At 65.1% G+C, this 17017-nt stretch carries 20 protein-coding genes; 11 read left to right on the forward strand and 9 right to left on the reverse strand.

Annotated features, from left to right (window positions below):
* Positions 1 to 4: 4 nt before the first annotated feature.
* From QQ977_RS07270 to QQ977_RS07280, 3 genes are all read right to left on the reverse strand, one after another.
* Complete coding sequence (locus tag QQ977_RS07270) at positions 5 to 592, reverse strand: VIT1/CCC1 transporter family protein (protein WP_285928475.1); 588 nt, start codon at positions 590 to 592, stop codon at positions 5 to 7.
* The gene (locus QQ977_RS07275) at positions 589 to 876 is read right to left on the reverse strand and encodes a DUF211 domain-containing protein (RefSeq protein WP_285928476.1); all 288 of its coding nucleotides are present in this window, start codon (positions 874 to 876) and stop codon (positions 589 to 591) included. Before QQ977_RS07275 ends, QQ977_RS07270 begins: the two co-directional genes overlap by 4 nt.
* Positions 877 to 1009: 133 nt before the next feature.
* Positions 1010 to 1609: a uracil-DNA glycosylase gene (locus QQ977_RS07280; RefSeq protein WP_285928477.1), complete on the reverse strand. Its 600-nt coding sequence runs from the start codon at positions 1607 to 1609 to the stop codon at positions 1010 to 1012.
* 105 nt (positions 1610 to 1714) lie between these two features.
* On the opposite strand from QQ977_RS07280, the gene QQ977_RS07285 reads away from it, so the two are divergent.
* The 9 genes from QQ977_RS07285 (at position 1715) to upp (ending at position 11071) form a co-directional block, all read left to right on the forward strand.
* The gene (locus tag QQ977_RS07285; RefSeq protein ID WP_285928478.1) at positions 1715 to 2137 is read left to right on the forward strand and encodes an Hsp20/alpha crystallin family protein; all 423 of its coding nucleotides are present in this window, start codon (positions 1715 to 1717) and stop codon (positions 2135 to 2137) included.
* 76 nt (positions 2138 to 2213) lie between these two features.
* Positions 2214 to 3821 carry an ABC1 kinase family protein gene (locus tag QQ977_RS07290; RefSeq protein ID WP_285928480.1) on the forward strand — a complete coding sequence of 536 codons (1608 nt, stop codon included), beginning with the start codon at positions 2214 to 2216 and terminating at the stop codon, positions 3819 to 3821.
* A 356-nt stretch (positions 3822 to 4177) separates the two neighbouring features.
* Positions 4178 to 5920: an ammonium transporter gene (locus QQ977_RS07295; RefSeq protein ID WP_285928481.1), complete on the forward strand. Its 1743-nt coding sequence runs from the start codon at positions 4178 to 4180 to the stop codon at positions 5918 to 5920.
* A 95-nt stretch (positions 5921 to 6015) separates the two neighbouring features.
* Positions 6016 to 7362: a glutamate-1-semialdehyde 2,1-aminomutase gene (gene hemL, locus QQ977_RS07300; RefSeq protein ID WP_285928482.1), complete on the forward strand. Its 1347-nt coding sequence runs from the start codon at positions 6016 to 6018 to the stop codon at positions 7360 to 7362.
* Positions 7363 to 7422: 60 nt separating this feature from the next.
* Positions 7423 to 8091, forward strand: coding sequence for a hypothetical protein (locus QQ977_RS07305; protein WP_285928483.1), 669 nt, complete (start codon positions 7423 to 7425; stop codon positions 8089 to 8091).
* Positions 8092 to 8164: 73 nt separating this feature from the next.
* Positions 8165 to 8434, forward strand: a complete 270-nt coding sequence (locus QQ977_RS07310; RefSeq protein WP_285928484.1) for a hypothetical protein — start codon at positions 8165 to 8167, stop codon at positions 8432 to 8434.
* 58 nt (positions 8435 to 8492) lie between these two features.
* On the forward strand, positions 8493 to 9410 hold the full coding sequence (locus QQ977_RS07315; RefSeq protein ID WP_285928485.1) for an ABC transporter ATP-binding protein: 918 nt from the start codon (positions 8493 to 8495) through the stop codon (positions 9408 to 9410).
* A complete protein-coding gene (locus QQ977_RS07320; protein ID WP_285928487.1) occupies positions 9407 to 10297 on the forward strand; it encodes an ABC transporter permease subunit in 891 nt (296 codons plus the stop codon). The genes QQ977_RS07315 and QQ977_RS07320 overlap by 4 nt, the downstream gene beginning before the upstream one ends.
* A 96-nt stretch (positions 10298 to 10393) precedes the next feature.
* Complete coding sequence (upp, locus tag QQ977_RS07325; RefSeq protein WP_285928488.1) at positions 10394 to 11071, forward strand: uracil phosphoribosyltransferase; 678 nt, start codon at positions 10394 to 10396, stop codon at positions 11069 to 11071.
* Positions 11072 to 11108: 37 nt separating this feature from the next.
* Here the strand turns inward: upp and QQ977_RS07330 are convergent, their stop codons facing one another.
* Positions 11109 to 11309 (reverse strand): YgaP family membrane protein, encoded by a 201-nt coding sequence (locus tag QQ977_RS07330; RefSeq protein WP_285928489.1) that lies wholly within the window; start codon positions 11307 to 11309, stop codon positions 11109 to 11111.
* Between the two features lie 134 nt (positions 11310 to 11443).
* Here QQ977_RS07330 and QQ977_RS07335 point away from each other — a divergent pair, with 134 nt between their 5' ends.
* Complete coding sequence (locus QQ977_RS07335; RefSeq protein WP_285928490.1) at positions 11444 to 12304, forward strand: hypothetical protein; 861 nt, start codon at positions 11444 to 11446, stop codon at positions 12302 to 12304.
* Between the two features lie 2 nt (positions 12305 to 12306).
* On the opposite strand, the gene QQ977_RS07340 is transcribed toward QQ977_RS07335, so the two are convergent.
* Positions 12307 to 12915 (reverse strand): IMPACT family protein, encoded by a 609-nt coding sequence (locus QQ977_RS07340; RefSeq protein WP_285928491.1) that lies wholly within the window; start codon positions 12913 to 12915, stop codon positions 12307 to 12309.
* Positions 12916 to 13122: 207 nt separating this feature from the next.
* Between QQ977_RS07340 and QQ977_RS07345 the strand changes: the two genes are divergently transcribed.
* On the forward strand, positions 13123 to 13701 hold the full coding sequence (locus QQ977_RS07345) for a DUF7090 family protein (protein WP_285928493.1): 579 nt from the start codon (positions 13123 to 13125) through the stop codon (positions 13699 to 13701).
* A 27-nt stretch (positions 13702 to 13728) separates the two neighbouring features.
* Here QQ977_RS07345 and QQ977_RS07350 read toward each other — a convergent pair whose 3' ends face one another.
* The 4 genes from QQ977_RS07350 to QQ977_RS07365 form a co-directional block, all read right to left on the reverse strand.
* On the reverse strand, positions 13729 to 14511 hold the full coding sequence (locus tag QQ977_RS07350; protein ID WP_285928495.1) for a DUF7089 family protein: 783 nt from the start codon (positions 14509 to 14511) through the stop codon (positions 13729 to 13731).
* 492 nt (positions 14512 to 15003) lie between these two features.
* A complete protein-coding gene (locus tag QQ977_RS07355) occupies positions 15004 to 15774 on the reverse strand; it encodes an OapC/ArvC family zinc-ribbon domain-containing protein (RefSeq protein ID WP_285928496.1) in 771 nt (256 codons plus the stop codon).
* Positions 15774 to 16175, reverse strand: coding sequence for a DUF2073 domain-containing protein (locus QQ977_RS07360; RefSeq protein ID WP_285928498.1), 402 nt, complete (start codon positions 16173 to 16175; stop codon positions 15774 to 15776). The genes QQ977_RS07355 and QQ977_RS07360 overlap by 1 nt, the downstream gene beginning before the upstream one ends.
* Positions 16176 to 16180: 5 nt before the next feature.
* Positions 16181 to 16819 (reverse strand): Era-like GTP-binding protein, encoded by a 639-nt coding sequence (locus QQ977_RS07365; protein ID WP_285928499.1) that lies wholly within the window; start codon positions 16817 to 16819, stop codon positions 16181 to 16183.
* Between the last annotated feature and the right edge of the window lie 198 nt (positions 16820 to 17017).

Here is a 17017-nt window from a genome sequence, read left to right on the forward strand (position 1 = left end):
GCGATCAGCCTGGCAACAGAACGTTGAGGAGCGCGACGACGATGCCGGCAAGCCCCATCCGGACGGCGGCGACGTACCAGCGCTGTTTCGAGACGGCACCCATGTACGCGCCGATGGCCGCGAGCAACAGGACGCCGATCCCGACCGAGGCGAACACCCCCTGTCGCATCGAGAGGACGACCCCCTCGAGCAGGAACGGGACGATGGTGACCGTTACACCGATCACCGGCCCCGTCGCGGAGGCGATCGCGTGCAGGAGCTGTTCGCTGCGGTGGTCCCGGGAAAGCTGGGTGTCCCCGAGGTCGGTCAGCATGGCACCCTCGAGTTCCTGGCGCTTCCGGCGCGTCTCGGCGCGTTCGATCTCCCAGACGCTCCAGACTCCGGAGGTGCCGAGTCCGACGGCCGCACCCAGACCGATGCCGACGACGACGAACCCCTCGGCGACGCCCGAGAGGTACGCCCCGACGACGACGCCGATTCCCGTCAGGGTTCCGTCGAAGGTGTTCGCGACGAAGTATCGCCGCGAGATCGAGCGTACCTCCGACCGGCCGGCGACGCGCCGGAGGCTGGCGACGCGATCGCCGAGACTCATCTGCCGCCCGTCCAGCTGTCCTCGACGATCCGCTCGCCACAGGAGACCTCGTCGACCGAGTGGACCGACCCGCCCAGGTCCGTGATCCGGTCTTCGATCGCGTCGACGTCGAGGGCCTCGCCCTCGAGCGTGACCCGGAGGGTGCGGACGTTCTCGTCGATCTCGACCAGCGTGGCAGTGACGCCCTCGATGCCCTCGAGTTCGCCGATCCCTTCGGTGAACGCGACGGTGCCAGGGTCGTGTGGCTTCAGGACGTCGAGTACGAGACGGCGAATCCGAACCATGTCGGTGGGTATGCGAACCAGCGACAAGTGCGTACCGACCCCATCTCCGCTCATACTGACTGCTGTAAGTCATTTCCGGCGCGACCGCGACCCGTCCGGCGGTCGCACCGGTAAATCGGTACAGCATTCCGTATCAGAAGCCGTCCAGCCGGGTCTGGCCGCCGGCCGAGTCGTCGATACCCGCAAGCGCCGCGGCCCGCTCGAGTGTCGTCTCGAACGTGTCGGCCTGGCTCCGGTCGTACAGCGTCGCCGCGGGGTGGACACAGACGAGGACGCGACGGGGCGTGCCCGCGATGCGGACCTCCTCGAGGTCGCCCGCCGCCGCGGTGACGGCGACCGATCGCTCGAGCAGGTGTTCGCTCGGCACTTTCCCGAGCGTGACGACGACCTCGGGGTCGACGCGGTCGATCTCCCGCTCGAGGTAGCCCCGGCAGTTCCCGAGTTCCTCGGCGGTCGGATCGCGGTTCTCCGGCGGCCGACAGCGCACGCAGTTGGTGATCCGGACGGCCGACCGCTCGAGGCCAACGGCAAGCAGCGTCTCGTCGAGTACCGAGCCGCTGCGGCCGACGAACGGCTCGCCCTGTTCGTCCTCCCGTGCGCCCGGCCCCTCGCCGACGAACAACAGGTCGGCGTCCTCCGGCCCGGTTCCGTTGACGATCCGGCTTCGCGACGCTACCAGCGCCGGACACCGCGTGCAGGCCGTGACCTCGAGTCCGTCCATCTGCTCGTCCATGGCTCGGAGTTCGCCGGGCGAATACTACGTGTTTTGGTTGCGCTCTCACCGTGGCCCGTCGCTACGACCGCGGGCTTTTTCGTGTCGGCGTTCGAACCCGTATCCATGTCAGCGCTCCGCGACGCCTTGCGGGATCTTTCGGACGCGGTGTTTTTCGACCTCCTCGAGAGCGACGAGGCGTACCTGCTCGTACTCGACGTGCCGGGCGTCTCCGCGGAGGCGCTCGAGGTCGGCGTCGACGGCGGTCGCATCACGATCCAAGCCACTCGAGCGAAAGACGTACCCGGGGAGTACCGCTACCTCGAGGAGAATCGATCGATGCACGTCGACGTCGACCTGCCGCTGCCCGCCGACGCGACCGAGGCGGGTGCAGAGGCGTCCGTGTCACGCGGCGTCCTCGAGTTGTACCTGCCCAAACGTGAGGACGCTGCGGAGACGGCGATCGACATCGTCGCGGACGAAAACGAGAGTGAAGATACCGACACCGACACTACCAGCACCGGTAGAACGAACGGACCCGACACCTAACGGGGGGTGAACACACCTGGTTCATCTTCGTGCGTACCGACGATTCGTCGTCGTCGCGTGGCACTTTCTGCCGATTTTGCTCGCGTACGCCCGTGACAGGCGACGGTTCCTGCTGTTCGGGCGCTCGCGACGGGTCACCGCCGAGACCCACCGCCAGCGAGCGGAAGTGTTGCTCGAGTCGCTTCTGACGCTCGGGCCGACGTTCATCAAACTCGGCCAGTTGCTCTCGACGCGGCCGGACATCCTCCCGCCGGCGTACATCGACGTCCTCTCGGCGTTGCAGGATCGGGTGCCGCCGGCCCCGTGGGTCGAGGCGAAAGACGTCCTCGAGGACGATCTCGGACCCGTCGAGCAGCGATTCGACGAGTTCGACACCGACGCGATAAGCGGCGCGAGTCTCGGGCAGGTGTACCGGGCGACGGTCGACGGCCGGGACGTCGCGGTCAAGATCCGCCGGCCGAACATCGAGGAACTGGTCGAGGCCGACCTTCACGTCATCCGGTGGTCGATGCCGCTTTTGCTGTACTTCGTCGACGAGTCGCGGGCGTTCTCGCTCGAGAACCTGGCCGACGAGTTCGCGAAGACGATCCGTGAGGAGATGGACTACGAGCGCGAGGCGGCGATGCTCGCGGAGATTCGACAGAACTTCCTCGAGGACGACCGCTACGTCATTCCGGCGGTGATCGACTCGCACTCGAGTTCGCGGGTGCTCACGATGGAGTACGTCGGCGGGACGAAGATCACGGACGTCGACGAACTCGACGCGCGTGACATCGATCGCAGCCGGGTTGCGGAAGACCTCCAGCGGTCGTACATGCAGATGATCATCGACGACGGCGTCTTTCACGCCGATCCTCACCCCGGGAACCTGGCGGTGACCGACGACGGCCGGATCGTCTTCTACGACTTCGGGATGAGCAGCCGCGTCGACGAGTACGTCCAGGAGAAGATCGTCGAGTTCTACATCGCCGTCGCGAACCAGGACATCGACGCGATCCTCGACGCCTTGATCGCGATCGGCACGCTTAGCCCCGAGGCCGACCGGGGCGTGATGGCCGAGGTGATGGAACTGGCCATCGCGGACGCCCGCGGCGAGGACATCGAACAGTACCGGGTCCAGCAGATTATCGGCCAGGTCGAAGACTCGATCTACGAGTTTCCGCTCCGACTGCCGAAGAACCTCGCGCTCGTGCTCCGGGTGGCGACGGTCGTCGAGGGCGTCTGTGTCACGCTCGATCCGGACTTCGATTTCATCTCGACGGCGACCGACTACCTCACCGAGCAGGGCTACCGCGAGGAGTCCGTTCGCCGCTTTCTCGAGGGTGCAGGCGATCAGGTGCGAGACGCAAGCCAGTCGCTCGTCCGGATGCCGCCGAAAGCCGAACGGCTGCTCGACCGGGCCGACCGCGACGACCTCTACGTCCGCATCGACGTCGAGGACTCACAGGGGAACTTCGACGCGCTCGCCAAACGGCTCATCTACGGGATGTTACTGACGATGGGGCTGTTCTCGATGGGCGTTCTCTACGCCCTCGACGCTCCGGAGGCGTCGGTCGTCGCGGCCGTCTTCTCTGCGGTGCTCACCGTCTTGCTCTACCGGTCGTTTCGCAAGCCGCGCTCGATCGGCGCGAAACCCCAGTTCACGCGACAGAAGCTCCGGCAGCAGCGAACCGACGAGGAGTGAGACCGTCGGTATCGATTCCGACCGCGCCCGAGCGTATTTTCCCGTCAGCGGCGACTGGTTCCCTTCGAGGCCGTCTGCCGGACGAATACCCGCTGTACGAACGTCCATATTCGAGACGACGGACGTCCGACTTTCGGGCGTTCGACACCCTATTATTGATTAAATTGTTCCTATATCTGCCCGGGTATCCACTGTGGAGGTCTAAATACAAACGTTTGTCAACACCAATCCTTATATTGTTCACACCCATCTCGTCGAACCGTGATGAGAAATACGATCACGGATGTATTGCCACAGAAAATAGACGTACGTATGAAATCTATCAGTTTCGGTTCGTCACCGACGGTGGTGATCGGATGGTAGATCCGATCCTCCTCGAGGCGACCGCGGCGGACCTCGAAGAGCTCGCGACGGGGATGAACCTGATGTGGGCGTTGACGGTCACGTTCCTCATCTTCTTCATGCACGCTGGCTTCGCGATGCTCGAGGCGGGCCAGGTGCGTTCGAAGAACGTCGCGAACCAGCTCACGAAGAACATGCTGACCTGGGCGGTCGGCATCGGCGTCTTCTTCGTGATCGGGATGGGGATCTCGAACAACGTCGGCGCGGCACTCGGCGGCGGCGAGAGTAGCCCGCTGACGATGTTCGGCGAGGGATCGTTCGACTGGGCGATGTGGCTCTTTAGTGCGGTGTTCGCGATGACCGCGGCGACGATCGTCTCCGGTGCCGTCGCCGGTCGCGCGAAGCTGCGGGCGTACGTCGGGTACACCTTCCTGCTGGCGGCGGTCATCTACCCCGTCGTCGCGGCGACGGTCTGGTACGCCCCCGGCGGAACGCCGATCCTCGCTTCCTTCGGCTTCGCCGACTTCGCGGGCGGGATGGTCGTCCACGGCGTCGGCGGCGTCGCCGGCCTCACCGCAGCGTGGGTTCTCGGCGCTCGCATGGACAAGTACGACGACGACGGCTCCGCCAACGTCATCCCGGGCCACTCGATGACCTTCGCCGTGTTGGGCACGCTGATCCTCTGTTTCGGCTGGTTCGGCTTCAACGTCGGGACGGCCGCGACCGTCGTCGATCCGGGAACGTTCGAACTCGCCGACTTCGACTACGTCGGCAGCGTCGCGATGGTCACCGCCCTGGGGATGGGGATGGGCGCGATCGGTGCCTCCGTCGTCTCCCTGGGATTGACCGGCAAGGTCGACACGCTGTACGTCGCAAACGGGATGCTCGCCGGTCTCGTCGGCGTCACTGGCCCGACGGACCTGATCACGCCGATGGGTGCACTGGCGATCGGCTTCATCGCCGGCGCACAGCTCCCGATCGTCTTCCGGTTCGTCGAGAAGCGCCTGGGGATCGACGACGTCTGTGCGGTCTTTCCCGTCCACGGCACCGCGGGGATGCTCGGGCTGATCCTCTTCCCGCTGTGGTCGATCGAGGGAACGGCGGTCGGTGGCGGCGTCGTCGCCGGCGGGGTCCTCTCGATCGAGGCCGGCGCGTTCGTTCCCCAGCTCGTCGGCGTCGCCGTCATCACGATCTGGACGGTGCTCGCGACCGCGGCCGTCTGGGGCGCGTTCAAAGCCATCGGCCAGGCCCGCGTCACGCCCGAACACGAACGCGACGGCCTCGACGTCGCGGAACACGGCGTCGACACCTACCCCGAGTTCGGCACGCCCGAGGTCGCACCAGACGGCGGCCAGCCCGGCGGCGCGACCTCGAGTCTCGACGTCCGCACGGACGGCGGCACGCCGAACGACGACGGCGTCAAACTGGTGACGGCGATCGTTCGTCCCGACCGACTCGGCGCGATCAAGACGGCGCTGGTCGACGCCGACGCCCCCTCGCTGACGGTCACGAACGTCTCCGGTCGCGGCTCCCAGCCCGCGAAGAAAGGCCAGTGGCGCGGCGAGGAGTACACCGTCGACCTCCACGAGAAGGTCAAAATCGAGTGTGCCGTCGCCGACGTCCCCGCTGACGACGTCGTCACGGCGATCCGCGAGGCAGCCTACACCGGCGAACCCGGCGACGGGAAGATCTTCGTGACCGAGATCGAGGACGTCTGCCAGGTCCGGACCGGCGACACCGGCACGGAGGCAGTCTGACGGCGTCGGGGTCGCCTCGAGTCCGTCACAAAGACCTGCAGAGAGGCCGAGTGAACCTCGGTACTACTTTGCCGTCCCGTATCGAACGGCCGGGTATGAATCACGAGCACTCCCGCGAGCTGTACGATCGCGCGCTCTCTGTCATGCCCGGCGGCGTCAACTCCGCCGTTCGCGCGGCGATCGAACCGTACCCGTTTTTCGTCCGGAAAGGCGACGGCGGCCACGTGATCGACGCCGACGGCAACCGCTACATCGACTGGGTGATGGGGCTCGGTCCCTTGCTTCTCGGCCACGACCTGCCCGAGCCCGTCCAGGCGGCGATCCAACAGCACGCGAGCGCCGGCCCGATGTACGGGACGCCGACCGAGGTCGAGGTCGACCTCGCCGAGTTCGTTTCCCGTCACGTCCCGAGCGTCGAGAAGATCCGGTTCGTCAACTCCGGCACCGAGGCGACGACCTCGGCGGTGCGACTCGCTCGCGGCTACACCGGCCGGAACAAGATCGTCGTCATGCAAGGCGGCTACCACGGGGCCCAGGAGTCGACGCTCGTCGAGGGCGACGCCGACGATCCGAAACCGTCCTCCGCGGGGATTCCCCAGGCCTTCGCCGAGCACACCCTCCCCGTCCCGTTCAACGACGAGGAGGCCGTCCGCGAGGTCTTCGAGGAACACGGCGACGACATCGCCGCCGTCATGACCGAACCGATCCTCGGCAACTACGGCATCGTCTACCCCGAGGACGGCTACCACGAACTCCTCCGGGAGCTTACCGAGGAACACGGCGCACTCCTGATCTTCGACGAGGTCATCACCGGCTTCCGCGTCGGCGGGTTGGGCTGTGCACAAAGCGAGTTCGGCGTCACGCCGGACCTGACGACGTTCGGCAAGATCGTCGGCGGCGGTTTCCCCGTCGGCGCGATCGGCGGTCGGGCAGAGATCGTCGAGCACTTCGCGCCCGCGGGCGACGTCTTCCAGGCCGGCACCTTCTCCGGCCACCCGGTGACGATGGCCGCCGGCCTCGAGACGCTTCGCTTCGCCGCCGAAAACGACGTCTACGAGCACGTCGACGACCTGGGCGAACGACTGCGCTCTGGGCTGACCGATATCCTCGCCGACCAGGCTCCCGAGTACACCGTCGTCGGCACCGCCAGCCTGTTCAAAGTCATCTTCACGCGGGACGGGCCGGATCGGAACAGCCTCGAGCAACAGTGCGAGTCGGGCTGTCGGCAGGATCCGGTCTGTCCGCGCTACGACAGCTGTCCGAAAACCGCAGGCGACGTGAAAGCAGCCGAGACCGACCGCTGGCGGCGCATCTTCTGGGGACAGATGAAAGACCAGGGGGTGTTCCTCTCACAGAACCAGTTCGAATCCCAGTTCGTGAGCTACGCCCACACCGACGAGGACGTCGAGCGGACGCTCGAGGCGTACAAAGAGGCGCTGTAGCTCCGTCGTGGGCCGAAACGAGCGCGGGGACGAGACAAGGTTTGAGAACACGAACACACCGTGACGACTGACTCGGCTCTCGAGATCGTCGACTGGGCGCGACTCGCCGAGCGGCTGTGCTTTCTGTTTCCACCCGTCGTCGGCGTCGGCGTCGTCGGCGTCCTCAGAGACGTCGATCCCAGCGTGCCAGGATTTGCACGCGGGCTCGTACTCGTCGGCACGTTCGGATACACCCTGCTCACCCTCGCGATGGCGGTCACGCTGTGTTTCGACGCGCGGCGGGTCCGGGAAAGCGGCGTCTGGCAGCCGACGCCGTGGCTGTACACGATCGGTGCCGTCCTCTGGGCACCGGCGGCCGGCGTCGTCTACCTCTATCGACGCCACCGTCACTTCGGGACGCCGCCGGGCTGGTCGGGCTGGTGGCTCGTCGTCGCCGGCTCGCTGCTCGTGACGCTCACCGGCGGTGCGATCGCGTCGGTCGCGTTCGTCCTCGAGTTACCGGGCGTCGTCACCTCCGCGATAGGCGTCGCCGGCGCGATCGCGGTCGGACTCTTCCCCGTCGCGATCCACCAGGACGCCGCCTACGTCTGCACGCAGGGCAGTCTGTGGCGTCCCAACCCCGCCGGCTATCTCGGGGTGGCGTTTCTTAGCCTGTTCGTCCCGCCGTTGCAGCCGCTTCTCGCTGCGTACTACCTGCTAAGACGGCGGCGTGCGATCGGGACACCGTGATCCGTCTCCATCTCCGCCCTCGGCAGCCGGAACGGACGATACCTTCACCTGCCCGGACCGAGAAGGGCGGGTCATGAGCGATTCGACGGAGCGGTGCTGGCTCGTCGAGCGAACGGTCGACCAGCGCAATCTGGTAACACTCGTCTACGCGACGCCCGACGGGAACCAGTTCCAGCGACGTGAGCGCTCGGCGACGGCGCTTCGAACCGGCTCGCCGGTGACCGCAGCCGTCGAGATTTCCGCAGACGAACTCGAGGACGTCACCGACGAGGACATCCGCGAGCAGTACGCGAGCGAGGCCAGGCGGGTCGCCGAGACGTACGATCCCGACGAGGAGATCTGAGCTGACGGTTCCGGTCGAAGTGACAATCCTTATCGGCGGACGCCGAGACAGTACTGACATGCCAGCGATAGCGGTCGACGGCCTGACGAAGGTCTTCGGTTCGACCGTCGCCCTCGAGGAGCTTTCCTTCGAGGTCCACGAAGGCGAGGTGTTCGGATTTCTGGGTCCCAACGGCGCAGGCAAATCGACCACGATCAACGTGTTGCTCGATCTCGTCCGTCCGACCGCAGGCCGGGCCGAAGTCCTCGGATTCGACACGCAAGCGTCCGGTCGCGCGGTCCGCAGCCGGACCGGCGTCCTCCCCGAAGGGTTCGACACCTACAGTCGGCTCACCGGCCGCCAACACCTCGAGTTCGTCATCGACTCCAAAGACGCCGACGACGATCCCGACGCGTTGCTCGAGCGGGTCGGTCTCGAGGGAGCCGGCGACCGGAAAGCCGGCGGCTACTCGACGGGGATGACCCAGCGACTCGCACTCGCGATGGCGCTGGTCGGCGAGCCCGACCTGTTGATCCTCGACGAGCCCTCGACCGGACTGGACCCGAACGGAGCCCGCGAGATGCGCGAGATCGTCCGCGAGGAAAACGCCCGCGGCGCAACCGTCTTCTTCTCGAGTCACATCCTCGGCCAGGTCGAGGCCGTCTGTGACCGAGTCGGCATCCTCCGTGGCGGCGAGATGGTCGCCGTCGACACCGTCTCCGGACTGCGCGACTCCGTCGGCGGCTCGACGACTCTCCGGGTGAGCGTCGACCAGCTCGAGGACGACGCGATCGCAGCCGTCGAGACGCTGCCGGACGTCGGGACCGTCACGGTCGAAGACGGCGCCGATCCGACCGTCGTCGTCACCTGTGACGGCTCGAAGACCGAGATCATCCACGCGCTGGAAGAGGGTGGACTCGAGGTCAGAGACTTCGCGACCGAGGAGGCCTCGCTCGACGAGGTGTTTCACGCCTATACCACGGAGGGGTCGGCATGAGCGATGCGAGTCCGTCGCTGAACCTCGAAAGCGTCCGTGCGATCGCGAAAAAAGACGTCCACGACGCTGCCCGCTCGAAGGTGCTGTGGCTGCTTTCCGTGCTGTTCGTCGCCTTCCTCGGCGGTGCGGCGTTCGTGTTCGTCCAGTTCGAACAGGCCGTCGCCGCCGAGGGAGCCGAGGTCGCGGCGACGGACCTGGTGCTCTTTCTCGAGGGACCGGTAGCGTGGCTGTTGCCCCTGATCGGGCTGCTCGTCGGCTACAAGGCCGTCGCCGGCGAGGTCGACTCTGGGACCGGCAAGATCCTCTTTACGCTGCCACACTCCCGACTCGACGTCGTCGTCGGCAAACTCGTCGGTCGGACGCTCGTGCTGTGGGCGACGTTTCTCGTCGGTCTCGTCGTTTCCCTCGCCGTCATCGTAGCGCTGTACGACGAACTCGCGGTGACCGCGATCCTTACGTTCGCCGTCCTCTCGATGCTTCTGGGTGCGGTCTTCGTCAGCATCGGGGTCACGATCTCCGCACTGACGACCTCGACGACGAAAGCTGCCGCCGCCATCGTCGGCGTCTTCGTCTTCCTGTACTTCGTGTTCGACTCGTTCCGGCTCGTCGGCTACTACCTGCTTACGGGCTCGGTCATGCCCGCACCCGGCTCGAACCCGTCGGCGTGGTATCTCCTGTACCCGCGGCTGAATCCGATCGAGGCCTACAGCGCCGCGCTCAACGGCCTCGTCTCCGATCTCGTCCACCCCGAGGTGTTCCAGTACTTCGAGGACCCGGCCGCGGTCCCGTTTTACCTGTCGGGCTGGTTCGCTCTCGTGCTCTTGCTCGTCTGGCTCGTCGTGCCGCCGGCGCTTGGGTACCTGCGGTTTCGCCGGCTCGATCTGTAGGGCGCCGTCGACTCCCCCGATCCGGAACCGACCGTTCGAATCGACGGCGTCTCGACCGATAGCTTATACTCCCCGGCGGTTCCCAATGGAAACGAGATGCCGATCGAAGACCGTGACGAGGCGTATCTCGTCACCCACGCACTGGCCAGAGACACGCTCTCGCGGCTTCGCGACGTCGAGACCGAGCAGGTCAACTTCCGGAAGGGGCTCGTCAAACTCGGGCGGATCTGTGGCTACGAGATCATCGACGGGCGCATGGAGACCGAGTACGTCGAGATCGAGACGCCACTCGAGGAGACGATGGGCGAGTGCGTGAAAGGACTCGACGACGTCGTCATCATCAACGTCTTGCGGGCGGCGACGCCGTTCGTCGAAGGGCTGCTCAAGGCGTTCCCGCGGGCGCGACAGGGCGTCATCAGCGCGAGCCGCGACGAGTCGGCCGGGCGCGAGGAGGACGGTTCGTTCCCGATCACGATCGACTACGTGAAACTGCCCGAGATCCGTGAGGAAGATACGGTGATCGTCGCCGATCCGATGCTCGCAACCGGCAGCACGATGTGTGCCGTCTTAGAGCACGTCGTCGAGAACTCTCCCGAACCGGATCACCTCATCGTCCTCGCTGCGGTCTCGGCACCGGACGGACTGCTCAGGGTGAACGAGTCGTTTCCGGAGGTCGACCTGCTCACCGTCTCGATCGACGACTACCTCGACGACGACGGCTACATCGTTCCCGGACTCGGCGACGCCGGCGACCGGGCGTTCCGGACGAACTGACGCCGCCTTCGAGTCTCGATGGCGTCGATCGACTGCGCTATGGGTCCGGACAGGTGTCGATACCACACAGCGCATTCAGCGGACAGCGCCCGATGACGGCGGTCGCCAATATGTCGCTGCCGGCGACGAACGCGAGCGTGCCAGGCGTTTCGTCTCGGTTTCGATATCCCACGATCAGCAAGGTTAGCTCGAGGACGACGCGACCGATGCGATCCAGTCCACCGACGTTTCGCTCCATACGCATTCGAACGATTGCCACCCACGTAGCAGTGTTCCATGAAACGGACACACCTTCGTTTCCGGTCGAATTTTCGTGTCACGTTGTCCAACGTTCCGGCAGCGTTTTTACTCGCGTTGGTGATGAGAAATGCGATGAACGGTCGCGACGACGTCGATCCGGCGAGCGACATCCCGAACGGGCGGTTCCAGCTCGCGGTCGGCCTCTACGTCGGCGTGTTTCTCGCCGGCATCGCGACGACGGCACTCGCGCCGACCGATCCCTCGCCCTCCGTTCTCGCGGGGACGTCCGTGATTGGCGGTCTCGTCGGAGTCGTTCTCGGTATCGGCGTCGCACGTGTCGATCACGAGCTGTCGGCACGGCTCGGCCGGACCGTCGCCCGCCGGCGTGCGGTCGCGGCTCCCGCTGGCCTCTTCGGTGCGATCGCGATCGCCTCGTGGATCGTGTCGGTCGGGGCTCGTGTCGTCACCGCCTCGGTCACGGCGGCGATCGCGCTCCTCGTTACGGGCTCCGTCCTCGGGACGCTCGCCGGAAACCGGTACGTCGACCGGGTCGTGACTGACGAGCCGATCGCGACGTGGGACTGGGAGCCGCCGGGCGCACCCAGGCTGGATGGGGTCCTGTTTCTCGCGTGGACGGTCATGGCCGTCACGGCCGCGGTCGCCGGAAACTGGCTGACCGCCGCCATCTGGACGACGATCGGCGTGCTCTGGCTCGTCTCCTGTCTCGTCGAGGGCCGATGGCGATTCGCCTCCGTCGGCGCGTCTCCGGAGGTTCGCGTCCACGAGGCCGGGCTGGTCAAACGGCGTCCGTACAGCCGGTCGTTCGTCCCCTGGAAGGCCGTCGATCACGTTCGTGTGCGCGAGGACGAACTCGTCATCGATCGCGGACTCCGTGACGTCCGTTTCGACCGCACGGAGCTGGGCGACCTCGAGGCCGTCCTCGAGACGATCGAACGCCAGCGACCCGACGAGGGACCTCCCGTCCTCGGGTGATATTACTCGAGGTCGACGCGACCGCTCGTCGCGCTCCGAAGTCGGTCGCGCAACGACGCGGCCGCCTCGCGTGGGACGCGGACGTCGAAGGTCACCCGTTGCTCGTAGTCGGCGTCGAACTCGTAGCCCTCGCTCTCGAGGACCCCCCTGACGGTGCCGGAGTCGTCGTACTCGACGACGACCACGACCCGTTCGTGGGGCCGCTCCTCGATCACCCCCGCCTCGTCGACGGCCTCTTTCACGGCGCGGGAGTACGCCCGGACGAGCCCGCCGACACCGAGGTTCGTCCCGCCGTAGTAGCGGGTGACGACGACGGCGACGTTCTCGAGTTCTCGTCCCTGGAGGACGTTGAGCGCGGGCTTGCCGGCCGAGCCCGAGGGTTCGCCGTCGTCGCTCGAGTACTCTCGAAGCAGTTCGCCGTCGGGGTCGGCACGGACGCGGTAGGCGGGGACGTTGTGTGTCGCGTCCGCGTACTCCGAGTCGACCGTCTCGACGAACGCCTCGGCCGCCTCGACGGACTCGACCGGTCGGACGTGGCCGAGAAACTCGGACCCCTGGACGACGAAGGTGGTGGTCGCGGGTTCGGCGACGGTCCGGTACGTGTCGGTCACGGCCGACCACGGCGACTGTGCCTCGCGTGGACCATGGTGGCGGTACTCGAGCCGCCGAAAAGAGCGCGTCGGTACGCACATGTCGACCCGGAGTTGGATCAGGGTTGACGACGACCGACGATCGGATCGGAGTGGACAGCAACCGACGGACGCGACGCGGGCCACATCCGCACGCTTAAGTCAGTCCCGAAAGTTGTTCACGCCACCATGGAGTACGCACTCGAGATCGATGGGGCACCCGACTCGGTAGCCGGCGGGACGAGCGTTCTCTTGTTACATCCGAGTACGGGCGAAACGGATCGCATCGACACCGACTTTCTCAAGACCGACACCGATCACTTCCTCGTCGTCTCCACGCGAACCACGGCCCGGGAGGTCAAACAGAAACTCGAACACTACGACGTCGACGAATCCTGTGCCGTCATCCTCGATACGTTGAGCATCGAACGCGGCTACTCCCGACGATCCGGCGACGACATCCACTACGTCGCTGCACCCGACGACGTCGACGGCATCGTCAGACAGGTCGAACGGTTCCTCGAGAACTACGACGGGAAACTCAGAATCAGCTTCGACTCCGTCACCGAACTCGCCTACTACGCCGGCGAGGACGCAGCCCTCGAGGCGACCGAACGCATTCTCGGGTTGCTCGAGGAACACGACGCCGTCGGTCTCTTTCATCTCTCCGAGGAGGTCCACGACGACGACACCGTCGAGCAGTTTCGCGCGCCGTTCGACGGAACGGTCGACCTCGACGAGGATGGATCGGTAACCGTCGAGTTCTGAACGGGACGGCACGAACAACGACGCACCCTACTCCGAAAGCGCCTCGAACGTCTTCTCGGCCCACCGGACCGCGTACTCGGGTCCGTGATCGCGGTAGGCGTCGGTATCGAGCGCCGCAAACGGCGCGGGCAGTTCGATCGCGTGTTTGATCGCACTGCAAGCGAGTTCCGTGGCGTCTGCAAACGTCGTCTCTCCGCGTGCGACGGCCGACGGAAGGCCCGCCACCCGATCTTCGAGTCGGGTTCCCGCATCCTGCCACGCTGTAGCGAGTTCGGGATGATCCTCGTGCCACGTCGCGAAGACGTCACGAGTCTGCAGCCCCTTCCAGCCGTCGTACAACGCCGCCGCGACCTGATAGGTCGCTGTCGGACCGAGCGCCACGGCGTCGTCGAGCTCGCGGTACTCGGCCTCGAAAAAGCCGAGAAAGTGTTCCGGGACGTCGAGCGAGACCTCGAGAATCGCTTCGGCGAGCAGGAAGTCGACGAACGAGGCGGGCGATCCCTCGACCCGAGCTTTGACGAGTACGACTGGCGGGTCGGTCTGGCGCGTCCAGACGATGCTGCCGTCGCCGGGCATTCCGATCGTGAGATCGCTGCTTGCGTACCGTTCGAGCAACGTCGGCGCGTCCGCCGGGAGCCACTCGTCGGGGTACGTCGCCGGCTCGAGACGGGAGACGACGAACCCGAGCTCTTCGGCCTGCGCCGGCGGGAGCGTCTCGAAGTCCCGCGCGCAGTCGAAGACGAGAGCGTCGTCCGCGTAGCTCTCGCGGACCGACGCAACGGGATCGGACAGCTCACGACGCTCGAACATCAGGCGACGACGGCCAGCTGGAAGACGAGCAGGATCGACAGCAGTGCCGCCACGACGACCGTCGTGAGAACGATCTTGGTTGCAGTGCTCATACTCGGTGGCTGTCGTCGGGATCGCTTAAATCCATCTTTCTCGGGAGACGACGGCATCGAGGTCGCTTCTCGGACCGCGGATTCGACGGCCGTGTCCCATCGGCCTCGGACCAGTCTCATCTTCCTTCGAAGTACCGTTTCCTCTCTATCGAAACCCTCGTGTACAGACACTAGTAAAGGGTTTATGGGCAGTATTGCAGTAGAAACAAAGGGGTGGTCCAGCCGAAAGGAAGGGAAAACTGTCGAAACGATCGGGTTCGACCGAACGTAGCGCTTCGCGCGCGAGCAAGGGTCAGTAGCCGACACTCGTGACTCACGAACGAATACGGAGAAGACGTCGAGTTGCGTCGAGAACCGGACGCCGCTCATACGGACCGTTGTATCGCTACAGCAATCCGTATCACTCGTCGCCGTTTCGCCAGGAGTCCGGGACGTCGATGACGTATCGGCCATCCTCCTGTAACGAGACGATGTACTCCTCGCGGTTGTACAGTTCCATCAGGTTGAGCTCGTACTGGCCGGGGCTGACGATCTTGATACTCTCGAACTGGTCGTTGAGTTCGTCACGGAGTTCCTCGAGCGAGGGCCGGTCGGCGGACGGCTCGCTGACAACCTGTCCGTACTCGGGTGTGGACCCGTCGTCACCGCGATCCGGTGGCATTTCGTCTCGTTCCGACGACGCGTCGGCAGCGGCATCAACGGAGCCGGTATCCGAGGGAATCTCCTCGGAGGTGGCGAGTTCGCTCCTGGCGTCCGTCTGCGCCGTGTCCTCAGAGAGGTCGGCGCTCTCGTCGGTCGTCGTCGGTTCCGTGGTCACGCTGGCTGTCTCGTCTGCACTCGAGGATCGATCCTCTGGTCGGCGTGCCGACTCCGGCCACTCCGGGAACGTCTCCGATGCCGATCCGCCCTCGTCGGCCGGCGGCCACGACGTCTCGGAGTCGTCGTCGGACACCCACTCACGAACCGTCTCGGCCGCTCGAGAGACTGCCCCGTCTGTAGACGGCGGTGGTGAACTCGAGTTCGGGTTTGGACTCGAGTTCAGGGAATCGTCGCCGGCGTCCGCTTTCGGGACGAACTGAAACGTGTTCCCGTCACAGCTCGGACAGCCCGAGAGCATCTCCTTGGAGCCGTCTTCGAACTCGCGACCACAGTTCGTACACTGGTGAGGCATTAGTCTCGGGACACGAGCGCGCTAATCAGCGTCTCGTCTTTGTGAAGCGTCTCGATCCGATCGGCCGGTCCGATGACGGTCAGTTTGGCGTCCGAGTCGTCGGAGCCCATCAGACGGCCAAGCAGTGAAGAGCCGCTGCCGCTTCCTTTCGGATAGGTCTCGATCTCGATTCCGTTGAACTCGTCCGGGCTGATCTCGGACATCGTCACCTCGATGAGTTTACTCTCCTCTTCCGGCGAGAGCCCCTCCTCTAAGATGACGATCTTTCCGTCGTGAACGCCGTCTAAGATCATCCTGATTTTCTCCATAGTCGCCATGCCGGCCATTCGCTGGCCGCTGATCAGGTCGATCTGGACACCGTCTGCACCGTCGACGTCGTCGTGTTCTTTAGCTTCCGGCATCGGTATCACCCGAAATACTCCGCGATGCTCTCGTACACTTCATCCATGTTGTCGCCTTCTTTCGCCGAGAGTGGAATCGTCTTGTGCTGTGGAAACGCGTCTTCGATCCGCTTGACGCTTGCCTCGTCGAGGTCGATCTTGTTTGCAAAGATCAACACGGGAAGATCGCGAGATTCGATGATACCGATGAGCATCGTGTTGACCTGCGTGATCGGATCCTCGGCGCTGTCGAGAACGTAGATGACGCCGTCGACGTCCTCACGGAGCCAGTGCATCGCTTCGGCGACGCCCTCGGTCGCCTCGCGGGACCGTCGGATGGCCTCGTCTTCCTCGAGTTCGTCGGTGAACTCCTCGTAATCGACCTTGGTCGTCACCCCCGGCGTGTCGACGATGTCGATGGTGACTGACTTACCGTTGCGCTCGATCTCGACATTTTCTTTCCGTCGCGCGCGTCTTGTTTCGTGAGGAACGTGGCTTTCCTTTCCGATTGCGTCACCGGTCCAGTCACGTGCGATACGGTTTGCCAGCGTCGTTTTTCCGGCGTTTGGCGGTCCGTAGATGCCGATTCGCTTCGGCTCCTGTTCGGAGAACAGGCGATCCGTAACGCGAGAGATACTATCTTTGAGTCCTGTGAACAGTCCCATCCTTAGGTCCTCCGGGCACCACGGGGTGCGTCTGCGCGTAATACTGCGCTCGATTCACTTAAGCCTACGTCAGACATGTTTACTATCCAAAACTGCGGAATTATCGGTGACGATAACGACGCTTCGAACGCGAACGCCGATCGTGCGATCGTTCCCCAGGGACGGGTCGTGTTGGACAGCCTTCTGTGATTCACCCGA

This window comes from Natrialbaceae archaeon AArc-T1-2 (assembly GCF_030273315.1).
Classification (GTDB): domain Archaea; phylum Halobacteriota; class Halobacteria; order Halobacteriales; family Natrialbaceae; genus Tc-Br11-E2g1.